At 63.4% G+C, this 12,831-nt stretch carries 12 protein-coding genes; 8 read left to right on the plus strand and 4 right to left on the minus strand.

Features of this window, described 5'->3' with window-relative positions; all coding sequences use genetic code 11:
• Window positions 1–8 precede the first annotated feature (8 nt).
• The gene (locus OCA5_RS04950; RefSeq protein ID WP_012564253.1) at window positions 9–1,259 is read right to left on the minus strand and encodes a coiled-coil domain-containing protein; all 1,251 of its coding nucleotides are present in this window, start codon (window positions 1,257–1,259) and stop codon (window positions 9–11) included.
• 127 nt (window positions 1,260–1,386) lie between these two features.
• Window positions 1,387–1,959, minus strand: coding sequence for a DUF1134 domain-containing protein (locus OCA5_RS04955; RefSeq protein ID WP_012564252.1), 573 nt, complete (start codon window positions 1,957–1,959; stop codon window positions 1,387–1,389).
• Between the two features lie 149 nt (window positions 1,960–2,108).
• Between OCA5_RS04955 and OCA5_RS04960 the strand changes: the two genes are divergently transcribed.
• Window positions 2,109–2,597 carry a YHS domain-containing (seleno)protein gene (locus tag OCA5_RS04960; RefSeq protein WP_012564251.1) on the plus strand — a complete coding sequence of 163 codons (489 nt, stop codon included), beginning with the start codon at window positions 2,109–2,111 and terminating at the stop codon, window positions 2,595–2,597.
• A 5-nt stretch (window positions 2,598–2,602) separates the two neighbouring features.
• Here the strand turns inward: OCA5_RS04960 and OCA5_RS04965 are convergent, their stop codons facing one another.
• Window positions 2,603–3,427, minus strand: a complete 825-nt coding sequence (locus tag OCA5_RS04965; protein ID WP_422836368.1) for a 3'(2'),5'-bisphosphate nucleotidase CysQ family protein — start codon at window positions 3,425–3,427, stop codon at window positions 2,603–2,605.
• 193 nt (window positions 3,428–3,620) lie between these two features.
• On the opposite strand from OCA5_RS04965, the gene chpT reads away from it, so the two are divergent.
• From chpT to OCA5_RS04995, 6 genes are all read left to right on the plus strand, one after another.
• Window positions 3,621–4,259 carry a histidine phosphotransferase ChpT gene (chpT, locus tag OCA5_RS04970; protein ID WP_012564249.1) on the plus strand — a complete coding sequence of 213 codons (639 nt, stop codon included), beginning with the start codon at window positions 3,621–3,623 and terminating at the stop codon, window positions 4,257–4,259.
• Between the two features lie 176 nt (window positions 4,260–4,435).
• Window positions 4,436–7,174, plus strand: a complete 2,739-nt coding sequence (locus OCA5_RS04975) for a hybrid sensor histidine kinase/response regulator (protein ID WP_012564248.1) — start codon at window positions 4,436–4,438, stop codon at window positions 7,172–7,174.
• A 10-nt stretch (window positions 7,175–7,184) separates the two neighbouring features.
• Window positions 7,185–7,652 (plus strand): chemotaxis protein CheW, encoded by a 468-nt coding sequence (locus OCA5_RS04980; RefSeq protein ID WP_012564247.1) that lies wholly within the window; start codon window positions 7,185–7,187, stop codon window positions 7,650–7,652.
• 38 nt (window positions 7,653–7,690) lie between these two features.
• Window positions 7,691–8,056, plus strand: coding sequence for a response regulator (locus OCA5_RS04985; RefSeq protein WP_013912900.1), 366 nt, complete (start codon window positions 7,691–7,693; stop codon window positions 8,054–8,056).
• A gap of 71 nt (window positions 8,057–8,127) precedes the next feature.
• Window positions 8,128–9,294, plus strand: coding sequence for a protein-glutamate methylesterase/protein-glutamine glutaminase (locus tag OCA5_RS04990; RefSeq protein ID WP_012564245.1), 1,167 nt, complete (start codon window positions 8,128–8,130; stop codon window positions 9,292–9,294).
• Window positions 9,291–10,157: a CheR family methyltransferase gene (locus OCA5_RS04995; RefSeq protein WP_012564244.1), complete on the plus strand. Its 867-nt coding sequence runs from the start codon at window positions 9,291–9,293 to the stop codon at window positions 10,155–10,157. The genes OCA5_RS04990 and OCA5_RS04995 overlap by 4 nt, the downstream gene beginning before the upstream one ends.
• Before the next feature lie 241 nt (window positions 10,158–10,398).
• On the opposite strand, the gene ctrA is transcribed toward OCA5_RS04995, so the two are convergent.
• Complete coding sequence (gene ctrA / locus OCA5_RS05000; protein ID WP_012564243.1) at window positions 10,399–11,100, minus strand: response regulator transcription factor CtrA; 702 nt, start codon at window positions 11,098–11,100, stop codon at window positions 10,399–10,401.
• A gap of 405 nt (window positions 11,101–11,505) precedes the next feature.
• Between ctrA and fliI the strand changes: the two genes are divergently transcribed.
• Entirely contained in the window at window positions 11,506–12,831 is a 1,326-nt protein-coding gene (fliI, locus tag OCA5_RS05005; protein WP_012564242.1) for a flagellar protein export ATPase FliI, read from the plus strand.

Here is a 12,831-nt window from a genome sequence, read left to right on the forward strand (position 1 = left end):
CCGCCGAATTATGCCTGGCGTGACCCGCCGGTGCGTGCGGCCTGCATCTCCTGAATCGCGCGAATCCGCTCCGCGAGGCTGCCTTGCGGCTTCGCGGGGGCATTCGCGGTGCCGCCATTGACGATGGTGGTGATGGCGGATTCAGGCTCGGTGGCGAGCATCGATTTGATCGTGGAATCCGGGCCTTCGAGCGTCATCGCCAGGCCCGCGACCTCCGCGGCAATGGCGTTGATCCGCTCGCGCAGCAGCGTGTTCTCCCGGCGCTCATTGGTAGCACCGGTCTCGATCTCTCGTTTTGCGGTGGCGATCTCGCGCGTCAGCCTGTCGTGCTCCTCGCGCACGGCCTTCGCCTCGGAGTCGCGCGGTGTCTCGGTCTTGGCCGTGCCTGCGGTTGCAAGCCCGGCGCGCAGCGCTTCTTCGGCAGCTGTTGCGGCTTCGAGGCGCTTGCGCAGGTCGGCAATATCCCGCTCCCGTTCGAGCAGAACCTTGTCCTGCGTGACGAGGCGCGTTTCCAGTTCCTTGATGCGCGCGGTGAGCGTCTGCGTTTTCTCGGATTGATCGACAAGCTGCTTGTCGAGATCGCCGAGCCGGCCCGTCAGCGATTCCGCATGCGTGCGGGCATCGACGAGTTCGCGGCTCGTCGCTTCCGACTGGCCACGATGATCTTCCAGACGGCGGCGCGCCTCGGTGTGTTCTTCCTCCGCCTGCGCAACGCGCGTCTGCAGGGTTTCGATCTGCGCCTTGACGGCGGCGAGTTCGGCCGCGCGGGCTTCCGCCGTCTGCGTGCGGTCGGAGAGTTCGGTGGAGAGCTTCGTCAGTTCGATCTGCTTTTCGCGCAACGCCTGTTCGGCGTCGCGCAGGCTGTCGGTCTTGCTCGCGAAGTCTTTCTCGGTGGTCTGCAACTGGTCGCGCAGCGCCTTTTCGCGCGCCTCGAGCGAGAGGATCGCGGCGCTCTTCTCGCTGAGCTCGAGCTTGAGGCGATTGATGGCGTCGGCCTTCTTGCCGAGTTCGGCCTGCTGGCTCGTGGTCTTGGCCTTGAGCTGCTCGACGCTCATCTCGAGCCGCCGCGCCGACATTGCGAATTCGGCGCGCAGTTGGTCCTTGTCGGCCTGAATTTCGGCCATCGACAAGGGCGCCGCCGCCTCGAGCCGCCGCGTCGTCAGCCGCACCGCGCGATTATGCACGAGCGGCATGATCATCAGTCCGCACAGCATCGAGATCAGAAAACCGATCGCGAGATACATGATCGGCTCAATCATGAGGTCAGCTCCACTTCGCCTGAAAACGCTCTAGAGCATTACCGCGTCCGGGGGAAACGGGCGAGGCCTCCGGGTTGAAAATCCGGAGGCCTGGTACAGCTCTTTCGCCGGCGGGAAAAGCCTTGCCCTAGAACGGGTTCCAGGTCGCGTGCGGGGTGAATTTGAGGTAGCCGACATTGGCGCCGAGGCGCAGGCCGACACCGGCGCGGATCGGCACCAGCACGATGTTGTTCGCGGTGAGGGCAGTCATGCCGAACCCGCCGATCACATAGGCCGAGCCGTCGATGCCGCCGAAGCGCTGGTAGATCGCCTGGGTCGCGGGCAGGTTGTAGACGAGCATCATGGTCCGCGCACCGTCACCGCCCCAGTCGAACCCGACCGAGGGACCCTGCCAGTAGACTTTCAGGTCGCCCGCGTTCTTGGTGTAGAGGGTGCCCTCGCCGTAGCGCAGCCCGGCGACGAATGCGCCGGCGCCTTCCTCGCCGAGAACGTAGCCGTTCGGCAGACCCCAGCGGCTGACCGCGCGCTCGATAATGGTGGCGAGGCCGCGCGAGACGCTGCCGAAGAAGCGATGGCCCGCGTTCACCAGTTCGTCGGAGCGGTAGGAGTCCGAACGGTGGGCCTGTTGCGCCGAAGCAGGTGTGGAGAAGGAGAACGCCGCTGCCAGAAGCAGGGCCGCACACCGCAGAGCGAATTTCATGGAAGACTCCCTTGAGGGCCGAACGAGGCTGTGTCGAGGCGGGTAAGGCACCGGCCTCCAGCTTAACGGCTTGCTGACAGGCGTGTCTTAAACTCGCGACTCAAACCTTATCGGCAGCAACTATGACGGCATGGCGGCAGGAAAATAAAGTGCGGGGCGTCCGGGCTTCCAAAGTAACAGGTCTTGCGCTGCTGGGCCTGTTTTGCGCGGCGGTAACATGGGCGGCGCCCGCGGAGGCCGCCTCGACCGAGCGGATCGTCACCGACCATCGGACCGGCCTTGCGATCGCGGGGTTCGATCCGGTCGCCTATTTCATCCAGTCCCGGCCGGTGGCGGGGAAGGCCGACTTCGAGGCCCATCAGGGCGGGGCGATCTGGCGCTTCCATGACGCGCGCGACCGGGAGATCTTTCTATCGGCTCCCGAGGTCTATGCCCCGCGCTTCGGCGGCTACGATCCGACCGGCCTCGCCCGCGGCCGGATCATCGCGGGCGAGCCCAATATCTGGCTGATCCATGGCGGGCGGCTTTATCTGTTCAGCCGAATCGAGAACCGCGATGCCTTCGCGGCCAACCCTGCGGCCTTCGCCGAGGCGGCCGAGAAATGGCCGGCCCTGAGCGAGACTCTTGCCGATTACTGAGCGGCTTATTGAGGTTGCTGCTTTTGGGGCTGCGGCGCGGCCGCGCCATTCCTTGCGGCAGCCGGGTCGCCCCAGGCGATGAAGCTCGGGATGCCGAAGCCATCGTGCTCCTCGCCGAAGACGAGCGGCTTGCCGTCCTCCCCGGTGACGAGGCCGCCCGCCGCCGTGAGAACGGCATGGCCCGCCCCGATGTCCCATTCGCTGGTCGGCGCGAGGCGTGGATAGATATCGGCGCCACCTTCGGCGACACGGCAGAACTTGATGGAGGAGCCGAGCACCTGCCGGACTGCGCCGGGCCGGGCCAGGATGAAGGCTTCCGTGCGGGGATCGGCATGGGAGCGGCTGACGGCGGCGATCCACGGTATGGCGGGGCCGGGGTGCGGCCGGGTCCGGATCGGCTGGGGCGCGCCCCAGCTTGCGCCGTCCTTGGTGGTGAGCAGCCGTTCGGCGCCTCGGCCGACGATGCCGCGCCATACGGTCCCGAGCGCCGGCGCGACGATGATGCCGAGCAGGGGGGCACCTTGCGTGACGAGGGCAATGTTGACCGTGAATTCGTCGCGCCCGTCGATGAACTCGTGGGTGCCATCGAGCGGATCAATCAGGAAGAAGCTGTCGCGGTAGGGCCGGGCGGCGGCGTGCGTGCGTTCTTCCGACAGCACCGGAATGCCGGGCGCAAGACGGGCGAGGCCCTGCGCGATGATCGCGTCCGCCGCCATGTCAGCATCGGTCACCGAAGAGCCGTCGGGTTTTTGAGCGAGCCCCATGGTGGCGCGGTTGATCGACAGGATCGCGGCGCCCGCCTCGACGGCGAGCTTTGTCAGCGGCTCCATCAACGCCACGGCGTTCTCGCCAGCGACGATAACCCCTTTAGACACAATAATTTTCCCCGCCTGCCGCGGCGCGTCGAGGGCCTGTGTGGCCGCGGCGGGCTTCGCAGTGTATCAAATCATGATCCGGCGTGATTCGGCTGCGGCAATTGCAGCGGCGGTTCGTCCTACACCAACACACAGCAGGAAAATTTCCATGTCAGGCACCCCCGGCGCTCCCGATGCACTCGATTTGGCCGCGTTGCTGTCATCGAGGGTGTGCCACGATCTCATCAATCCTGTAGGCGCAATCGTCAATGGCCTTGAGGTGATGGATTCCAGCAATAAGGCCGAAGACAAGGAATTTGCCCTCGACCTGATCCGCAAAAGCGCCGTCAGCACCTCGGCGCGGCTGCAGTTCTGCCGCATCGCCTATGGCGCGGCGGGCTCGGCCGGCACCCAGATCGACCTCGGCGATGCGCAGAAGGTCGCCCGCGGCCATCTGGAAGACGCCAAGACCAAGATCACCTGGAATCTGCCGCACATGCTGCTCCCCAAGAACCGGGTGAAGTTGCTTCTCAACATGATGGTCATCGCCCAGCAGGCGATTCCGCGCGGCGGCGAGCTGGTAATCGATCCGCTCGGCGAGGGCGAAACCATGGGCTTCCGGATTCGCGCCGTGGGGCAAAACGCCCGCGAGCCGCACGGCATCGCTGAGCAGCTCAATCCGGAGAATGCCGCTTCCGTCACCGCCCATGCGGTGCAGCCCTATTACACGGCGCTGCTCGCCCAGGCCTGCGGCTTCAAGGTCAGCATGACCAAAGAGGACGACGCCGTCGTTATTGCGACGGCGTAAGGGGTCGAAATCTTAACGAACCGTTGCAGCTTGCGGCGCGCCAAAAAAGCGCGCCGCGCATGTGGCTCGACCCGACAAAATTACCTTTCGCTCACCAATAATTAAACGCTTTCAGTTGAAACTGCGCAGACTTTGACAGCGCGTTGTGCGCTTCCGTTCGAAGGCTGGGCTGTTTCATGGATGATTTGTTGCGTGAATTTCTGACGGAAACGAACGAGAGCCTCGATACCGTCGACAATCAATTGGTCCGATTTGAGCAGGACCCGAACAACGCCAAGATTTTGGACAATATCTTCAGGCTTGTTCACACCATCAAGGGCACTTGCGGGTTTCTCGGCCTGCCGCGCCTCGAAGCGCTGGCACATGCGGCCGAAACGCTGATGGGCAAATTCCGCGACGGCATGCCGGTCACCGGCGACGCCGTGTCGCTTATTCTCACCACCATCGATCGGATCAAGGATCTTCTGGCCGAACTCGAGTCGGGCGAGGCCGAGCCTGAGGGCGAGGATCGCGATCTCATCGAGTCGCTGGAAAAAATGGTCGAGATCGGCATGGCCGCGATGGCCGGTGGCGCGCCGCCTGAAGCCGCGCCCGCCGCTGCGTCATCCGGGGCCACTGAAGGTACGCTCGTTGTGCAGACGCTGGAGCGCGAATTGCGTCCGGGCGAAGTCTCGCTCGACGAGCTGGAGCGGGCATTCCGCGAGACCGAAGTCGAAGTGGCTGAGCCTGCAGCGGCAGCACCTGCCGCACCCGCGCCTGCAGCTCCTGCATCGGCTCCCGCGCCGGCCGCAGCGGCTGCAAAGCCGAAAGCGAATGCCAAACCGGCCGCCCGCAAGAGCGGCGCCGATCATGAAGTGCCGGAGGCCGACAAGGTCGCGACGCAGTCGATCCGCGTCAATGTCGATGCGCTCGAGCATCTGATGACGATGGTTTCCGAACTGGTGCTGACCCGCAACCAGTTGATGGAAATCAGCCGCCGCCACGAGGACACCGAATTCAAGGTGCCGCTGCAGCGTCTCTCCAACGTCACCGCCGAGCTGCAGGAAGGCGTCATGAAGACGCGCATGCAGCCGATCGGAAATGCCTGGCAGAAGCTGCCGCGCATCGTGCGCGATCTCTCCGCCGAACTCGGCAAGCAGATCGAACTCGAGATGCACGGCGCCGATACCGAACTCGACCGCCAGGTGCTCGATCTCATCAAGGACCCGCTGACGCACATGGTGCGCAACTCGGCCGACCACGGTCTTGAGAGCACCGCCGCGCGCGTTGCCGCCGGCAAGCCGGAAGTGGGCACCATTCGCGTGTCCGCCTATCACGAAGGCGGTCACATCATCATCTGCATCGCCGACAACGGCCAGGGCCTCAACACCGAGCGCATCAAGCAGAAGGCGCTGCAAAACGGCATCGTCACGGAAGCCGAACTTGAGAAGATGAGCGAGTCTCAGATTCACAAGTTCATCTTCGCGGCAGGCTTCTCGACCGCCGCCGCCGTCACCAGCGTGTCGGGCCGCGGCGTCGGCATGGATGTGGTTCGTAACAATATCGACCAGATCGGCGGCACCATCGACGTCAAGTCGGTGCCGGGCGAGGGATCGTCCTTCACCATCAAGATTCCGCTGACGCTCGCGATCGTCTCGGCGTTGATCGTGGAGTCGGCGGGTGAGCGTTTCGCGATCCCGCAGATCGCGGTCGTCGAACTCGTGCGCGCACGCGCCAATTCGGATCACCGCATCGAGCGCATCAAGGACACGCCGGTGCTGCGGTTGCGCAACAAGCTGTTGCCGCTCCTGCACCTGCGCAAGCTTCTCAACATCAGCGACGGTCAGGAGATCGACCCGGAGAACGGCTTCATCGTCGTGATGCAGGTCGGCAGCCAGACCTTCGGCATCGTGGTCGACGGCGTCTTCCACACCGAGGAAATCGTCGTGAAGCCGATGTCGACCATGCTGCGTCACATCAACATGTTCTCCGGCAACACCATCCTCGGCGATGGCACCGTCATCATGATCATCGATCCGAACGGCATCTCGCAGTCGGTCGGCAATACGATGTCGGCGCAGTCGGAACTGATGGACGAGAACGCCGCGGCGCGTACCTCCGGCTCCGAGCAGTTGACCTCGCTTCTTGTCTTCCATGCCGGCAGCACGCAGCCGAAGGCGGTGCCGCTTGCGCTCGTTACCCGGCTCGAGGAAATCGCAGCCGAGAAGATCGAGTTCTCCAACGGCCGCCACATGGTGCAGTATCGCGAGCACCTGATGCCGCTGGTGACGATGGAGGGTGTCTCCATCCGCAGCGAAGGCGTGCAGCCGATCCTGGTGTTCGTCGATGACGGCCGCTCCATGGGCCTCGTGGTCGACGAGATCGTCGATATCGTCGAAGAGCATCTCAAGATCGAAGTCGCAAGCGCGCAGGAAGGTCTGCTCGGCTCGGCGGTGATCAAGGGTCAGGCGACCGAGGTGATCGACGTCGGCCACTTCCTGCCGATGGCGTTCGCCGACTGGTTCACCCGCAAGGACATGCAGCGCTCGAGCCTCACGCAGGACGTGCTGCTGGTCGACGACTCGGCGTTCTTCCGCAACATGCTGGCGCCGGTGCTGAAGGCGGCGGGCTACAACGTCCAGACTGCGATGAGCGCCAACGAGGGATTGAACATCCTGCGCGGCGGCAAGCAGTTCAACGTCATCCTCACCGACATCGAGATGCCAGAGATGAACGGCTTCGAGTTCGCCGAAGCCATTCGCTCCGACCAGCGCAATACCGAGACCCCGATCATCGCGCTGTCCTCGCTCGTTTCGCCCGCAGCGATCGAGCGCGGCCGTCAGGTCGGCTTCCACGATTACGTCGCGAAGTTCGACCGGCCCGGCCTCATTGCGGCGTTGAAGGAACAGGCCGCTCGCGACAGCCACGCGGCGTAAGGACATCGAGATGGATCAGGAAGCTCAGAAAGTCGACGGCCACATCACCGAATACGTCACCGCCATGATCGGCGGTCAGCTCTTCGGTCTGCCGATCTCGCGCGTGCAGGACGTGTTCATGCCGGAGCGGCTCACCCGCGTGCCGCTCGCCTCGCAGGATGTCGCCGGTGTGCTGAACCTGCGCGGCCGTATCGTCACCGCGATCGACATGCGCGCACGGCTCGGCCTGCCGAGACATGAAGACGGTCGTCCGCCGATGGCGATCGGTGTCGATCATCGCGGCGAGTCCTACGGGCTCCTGATCGATTCGATCGGCGAAGTCATGAAATTGTCCGACGACAGCCGGGAGATGAACCCGGTCAACCTCGACCGCCGCATGGAAAAGGTGGCGGGCGGCATCCACCGGCTCGATGGCCAGTTGATGGTGGTGCTCGATATCGATCGTGTCCTTGAGATTGCCCCTGACATGGCGGCTTGAGAGCCCGTCAGGGCTTGAGTTGGAGAACAGGTGCCAGCATGAAAACGTGTCTCGTGGTTGATGACTCCAGCGTGATCCGCAAAGTCGCGCGCCGGATTCTCGAAGGCCTGAATTTTGAAATCATCGAAGCCGAGGACGGCGAGAAGGCGATGGAGGTCTGCAAGCGCAGCCTTCCCGACGCCGTGCTGCTCGACTGGAACATGCCGGTGATGGACGGCCACGAATTCCTGCGCAACCTGCGCATGATGCCGAACGGCGAGAAGCCGAAGGTGGTGTTCTGCACCACCGAGAATGATGTCGCTCACATCGCGCGCGCGCTTCACGCCGGCGCCAACGAGTACATCATGAAGCCGTTCGACAAGGAGATCGTGACGGCAAAGTTTCAGGAAGTCGGCCTGATCTAACAAGGCCGGCTGGCTACCTGATCGATGTCGTTGTGTCCCTGCCGTTGGCAGAAAGCGTGTTTGGTAACTGAATGAGTATCGATCTGGCAGCCGCCTCCCGACCGGTTTCGCAAAGCGGCGACCGCATCCAGATTATGGTGGTGGACGACTCCGCCATCATCCGTGGCATCATTTCGCGCTGGATCGAAGCCGAGGCCGATATGACGGTGGCGGTGACCTGCCGCACCGGCCTCGACGCCGTCAATCAGATCGATCGCATCAAGCCCGATGTCGTGATCCTCGACATCGAGATGCCGGACATGGACGGCATCACCGCGCTGCCGCTGCTGCTGGCAAAGAAGCGTGACCTCGTCGTCATCATGGCTTCGACGCTGACGCTGCGGAATGCCGAGATCAGCCTCAAGGCGCTCTCGCTCGGCGCGGCCGACTACATCCCCAAACCCGAGAGTAACCATCTCGGCGGCGCGGATGCGTTCAAGCACGATCTCGTGCAGAAGATCCGTCACCTCAGCGCGCGCCTCCGGCGCCGCCGCGTGGCGAGCCCGCCTTTGGTCCCGGCCGCTCCTGCGACGTCCGCAGTGGCCGCTGCGCCTGCTGCCGTCATGGCGCCGCCGTCCGCGGTCAAATTCCCGCTACGCGCCTTCAATAAGGTGAAGCCCCGCGCTCTCCTGATCGGTTCGTCGACGGGCGGGCCGCAGGCGCTGACGGTGCTCGCCACCGAGCTTGGTCCGATCGTCGACAAGGTGCCGGTGCTCATCACCCAGCACATGCCGCCGACCTTCACCACCATTCTCGCCCAGCATGTCGGCCGTGCCAGCGGCCGCCCGACGCAGGAAGGCGTCGATGGTCAGATCGTCAGCCCCGGCAACATTTATATCGCTCCGGGCGGGCTGCACATGCGCGTCAAGACCCAGGGCGTCAACACCGTCATCGCGCTCGATGATGGTCCGCAGATCAATTTCTGCCGCCCCGCGGTCGACCCGCTGTTCACCTCGGCGATCGAGATCTGGCGCTCCGACGTGCTTGCCGTGATCCTCACCGGCATGGGTTCGGACGGCACGCGCGGCGGCAAGGAGATCGTCGCCGCCGGCGGCAATGTGATCGCGCAGGACGAGGCGACCTCCGTCGTATGGGGCATGCCGGGATCGGCCGCACAGGCCGGCATCTGCGCCGCCGTGCTGCCGCTCAACCAGATCGGCCAAAAACTGCAAAGAGTGTTCTCGGGAGATTTTTCGTGATTCAGGTCGAGTACGATTTTCTGCGAAAGCTCCTGAAAGACAGGTCCGGTCTCGTCCTCGCCGACGACAAGCAGTATCTCGTCGAGAGCCGCCTGCTGCCGCTCGCCCGCAAGGTCAACCTTGGCGGCCTGAGCGAACTCGTCGCCGAACTGCGTCGTGGCAACGAAAGCCTCGTCTATGATGTCGTCGAGGCGATGACCACGAACGAGACGTTCTTTTTCCGCGACAAGATTCCGTTCGAGCATTTCAAGGACAGCGTCATCCCCGAGCTCATCAAGGCTCGTGCGGCGCGCAAGACCCTGCGCATCTGGTGTGCGGCCGCCTCGACGGGGCAGGAGCCTTATTCGTTGGCGATGATCCTGAAGGACATGAGCGCGGCCTTGTCCGGCTGGCGCGTCGAGATCGTCGCGACCGACCTCTCCCAGGAGGTGCTGGAGAAGTGCAAGGCCGGCATCTACAGCCAGTTTGAAGTGCAGCGCGGCCTGCCGATCCAGAAGCTCGTCAGCTACTTCAAGCAGATCGGCGAGATGTGGCAGATCAATCCCGACATCCGCGCCATGGTGCAGTTCAAGGAATTCAATCTGCTGAATGACTTCGCGAGCCTCGGCAAGTTCGACGTCATCTTCTGCCGCAACGTGCTGATCTATTTCGATCAGCCGACCAAGGCGGAAGTGCTGACCCGCATGCTGCGGGTGAATGAGCCGGACGGTTGCCTGTTCCTCGGCGCGGCCGAAACCGTCGTCGGGTTGACCGATGCCTATCGCCCCTGCCAGCAGCGCCGCGGCGTCTACCTGCCGAAGACGGGCTCTCCCTCGATCGTGCCATTGATGGGCGCAGGCAGTCTGCGTGCCGCGCTGCGCTGAGTTGGCCTAGTTCAAGCGACATTCACAGTTAGTCATGCGCGGACATAGCCGTTCGAAGAACGGCGTCGCTTCCGCTCGCCTATGATCCGCGCATCCATCAAAAAAGAGTCTTCTTAAGAAGATGGATTGCCTGGTCGAGCCCGGCAATGACACCTGCACGGCTTAACTCGCTGCGGTGCCTTTTTCGCCAATAAAAAACCCCGCCAGTGGCGGGGTTTTTTGCAATTCCGTGAAAGGAAGCTCAGGCCGGGATGCGGGCTTCGTCTTCGCTCGGCTCGCGCAGCACATAGCCGCGGCCCCAGACCGTCTCGATGAAGTTGCGGCCTTCGGACGCGTTCGCGAGCTTCTTGCGCAGCTTGCAGATGAACACGTCGATGATCTTGAGTTCCGGCTCGTCCATCCCGCCGTAGAGATGGTTGAGGAACATTTCCTTGGTGAGCGTGGTGCCCTTGCGGAGCGAGAGCAGCTCCAGCATCTGATATTCCTTGCCGGTCAGATGCACGCGCTGGCCGCCGACTTCGACAGTCTTGGTGTCGAGGTTGACGATGAGGTCGCCGGTCTGGATCACCGACTGGGCGTGGCCCTTCGAGCGGCGGACGATCGCATGGATGCGGGCGACGAGTTCGTCCTTGTGGAACGGCTTCGTCATGTAATCGTCGGCGCCGACGCCGAGACCCTTCACCTTGTCCTCGATGCCGGCGAGGCCGGAGAGGATCAGGATCGGTGTCTTGATCTTTGAAACCCGGAGCTGCTTCAGCACCTCGTAGCCGGACATGTCGGGCAGATTGAGGTCGAGCAGGATGATGTCGTAATCATACAGCTTGCCGAGATCGATGCCTTCTTCGCCGAGATCCGTCGTGTAGACGTTGAAGCTCTCGGATTTGAGCATCAGCTCGATCGACTGCGCAGTGGCGCTGTCATCTTCTATCAGCAATACGCGCATGCCAGTCCCCTAATAGTCGCCTCTGCGGGCGTCAGGTCGGCCGCACCACTCGCGGCACTGGAACGCCTTTGAACAACTGATTCGAATCCTGACGAGACATGGTTAACAAATGCTGATTCGTGCCTGCAAGCTCTATTCGTGCAAATTGTGCCGAATCGACCTAAGATGTTGCAGAGAAGCGGCTTTTCTTATCCACGCGCGTTCAAGTTTCGTCTTAGGAAGCGGGCCTAACCGTTTCCTGCGATTCGCCCCTCCGTTCTGAAGGTCGGATCGCTTTCAGTTACCAAAGACAGTGACGCAATCATTAACGATGCGAGTAAACACAGGGTTAAAGACACGCGACCAAGCCGTGGAAACTTAAGCTTTTTGAAATGAAGAAGGCGCTCCGGTGACGCGAGGTTTGCAGTGAAGGCTTTGGCCGAACAGATCGGCGATATCGACGGCGTCAATATTTATGGCCGCGTTGTGGGCGTGCGTGGCCTGATGGTCGAGGTCGCGGGCCCCATTCATGCGATGTCGGTCGGCGCGCGGATCGTGATCGAAACCGGCGGCGCGCGCACCATTCCCTGCGAGGTGATCGGTTTTACCGGCAGCAACGCCGTGGTGATGCCGTTCGCGGGGCTCGAGGGTGTGCGGCGCGGCTGCCGCGCCATTATTGTGAACGCGGCAAGTCAGGTGCGGCCCTGCGCGGCGTGGCTCGGCCGCGTCGTTAACGCAATGGGTGAGCCGATCGACGGCAAGGGGCCGCTGCCGCAGGGCTCGGTGCCGGTGTCGTTCCGGAACCTGCCGCCGCCCGCGCATGCGCGAAAGCGGGTCGGCGAGCCGCTCGACCTCGGCGTGCGTGCGCTCAACACCTTTCTTACCTGCTGCCGCGGGCAGCGCATGGGTATCTTCGCGGGTTCCGGCGTCGGCAAGTCGGTGCTGCTGTCGATGCTCGCCCGTAACGTCGATGCGGACATTTCCGTCATCGGTCTCGTCGGCGAACGCGGCCGCGAGGTGCAGGAGTTCCTGCAGGACGATCTTGGCGAGGAAGGCCTTGCGCGCTCCGTCGTCGTGGTCGCGACCTCGGACGAGCCTGCCCTGATGCGGCGGCAGGCAGCGTATCTGACGCTCGCCATTGCCGAATATTTCCGCGATCAGGACCAGAGCGTGCTGTGCTTGATGGACTCGGTCACGCGCTTTGCCATGGCCCAGCGCGAGATCGGCCTGTCCGCGGGCGAGCCGCCGACCGCGAAAGGCTATACGCCGACGGTGTTCACCGAACTGCCAAAGTTGCTGGAGCGGGCCGGGCCGGGGCTCGGGGAGGGCACCATTACCGGCATCTTCACGGTGCTGGTCGACGGCGACGACCACAACGAGCCGGTGGCGGACGCGGTACGCGGCATCCTTGACGGGCACATTGTGATGGAGCGCGCCATTGCCGAGCGCGGCCGCTACCCGGCGATCAACATTCTGAAGTCGGTCTCCCGCACCATGCCGAAATCGGCCGACCCGGAGTTCCTGCCTGTGATCATGCGCGGCCGTCAGGTGATGGCGACTTATGCCGACATGGAGGAATTGATCCGGTTAGGTGCCTACCGCGCAGGCTCGAGCCCGGAGGTGGACGAGGCGATCCGCCTGCACGAGCCGCTCGAGGATTTCCTGCGGCAGGCCAAGGATGAGGCCACCGGGCTTGCCAGCGGCTACCAGCAATTGCAGCAAATCCTCAGTTCTGTGGAAACGGAAAGCTAA

Origin of the sequence: Afipia carboxidovorans OM5, from assembly GCF_000218565.1 — a bacterium.
Taxonomy (GTDB): domain Bacteria; phylum Pseudomonadota; class Alphaproteobacteria; order Rhizobiales; family Xanthobacteraceae; genus Afipia; species Afipia carboxidovorans.

What these genes read in the sequence shown, in the direction of transcription:
- OCA5_RS04950 (WP_012564253.1), bottom strand. Translation starts at nt 1,259, where the DNA reads ATGATTGAGCCGATCATGTATCTCGCGATCGGTTTTCTGATCTCGATG.
- OCA5_RS04955 (WP_012564252.1), bottom strand. Translation starts at nt 1,959, where the DNA reads ATGAAATTCGCTCTGCGGTGTGCGGCCCTGCTTCTGGCAGCGGCGTTC.
- OCA5_RS04965 (WP_422836368.1), bottom strand. Translation starts at nt 3,427, where the DNA reads ATGGAGCCGCTGACAAAGCTCGCCGTCGAGGCGGGCGCCGCGATCCTG.
- chpT (WP_012564249.1), top strand. Translation starts at nt 3,621, where the DNA reads ATGTCAGGCACCCCCGGCGCTCCCGATGCACTCGATTTGGCCGCGTTG.
- OCA5_RS04975 (WP_012564248.1), top strand. Translation starts at nt 4,436, where the DNA reads ATGGATGATTTGTTGCGTGAATTTCTGACGGAAACGAACGAGAGCCTC.
- OCA5_RS04980 (WP_012564247.1), top strand. Translation starts at nt 7,185, where the DNA reads ATGGATCAGGAAGCTCAGAAAGTCGACGGCCACATCACCGAATACGTC.
- OCA5_RS04985 (WP_013912900.1), top strand. Translation starts at nt 7,691, where the DNA reads ATGAAAACGTGTCTCGTGGTTGATGACTCCAGCGTGATCCGCAAAGTC.
- OCA5_RS04990 (WP_012564245.1), top strand. Translation starts at nt 8,128, where the DNA reads ATGAGTATCGATCTGGCAGCCGCCTCCCGACCGGTTTCGCAAAGCGGC.
- ctrA (WP_012564243.1), bottom strand. Translation starts at nt 11,100, where the DNA reads ATGCGCGTATTGCTGATAGAAGATGACAGCGCCACTGCGCAGTCGATC.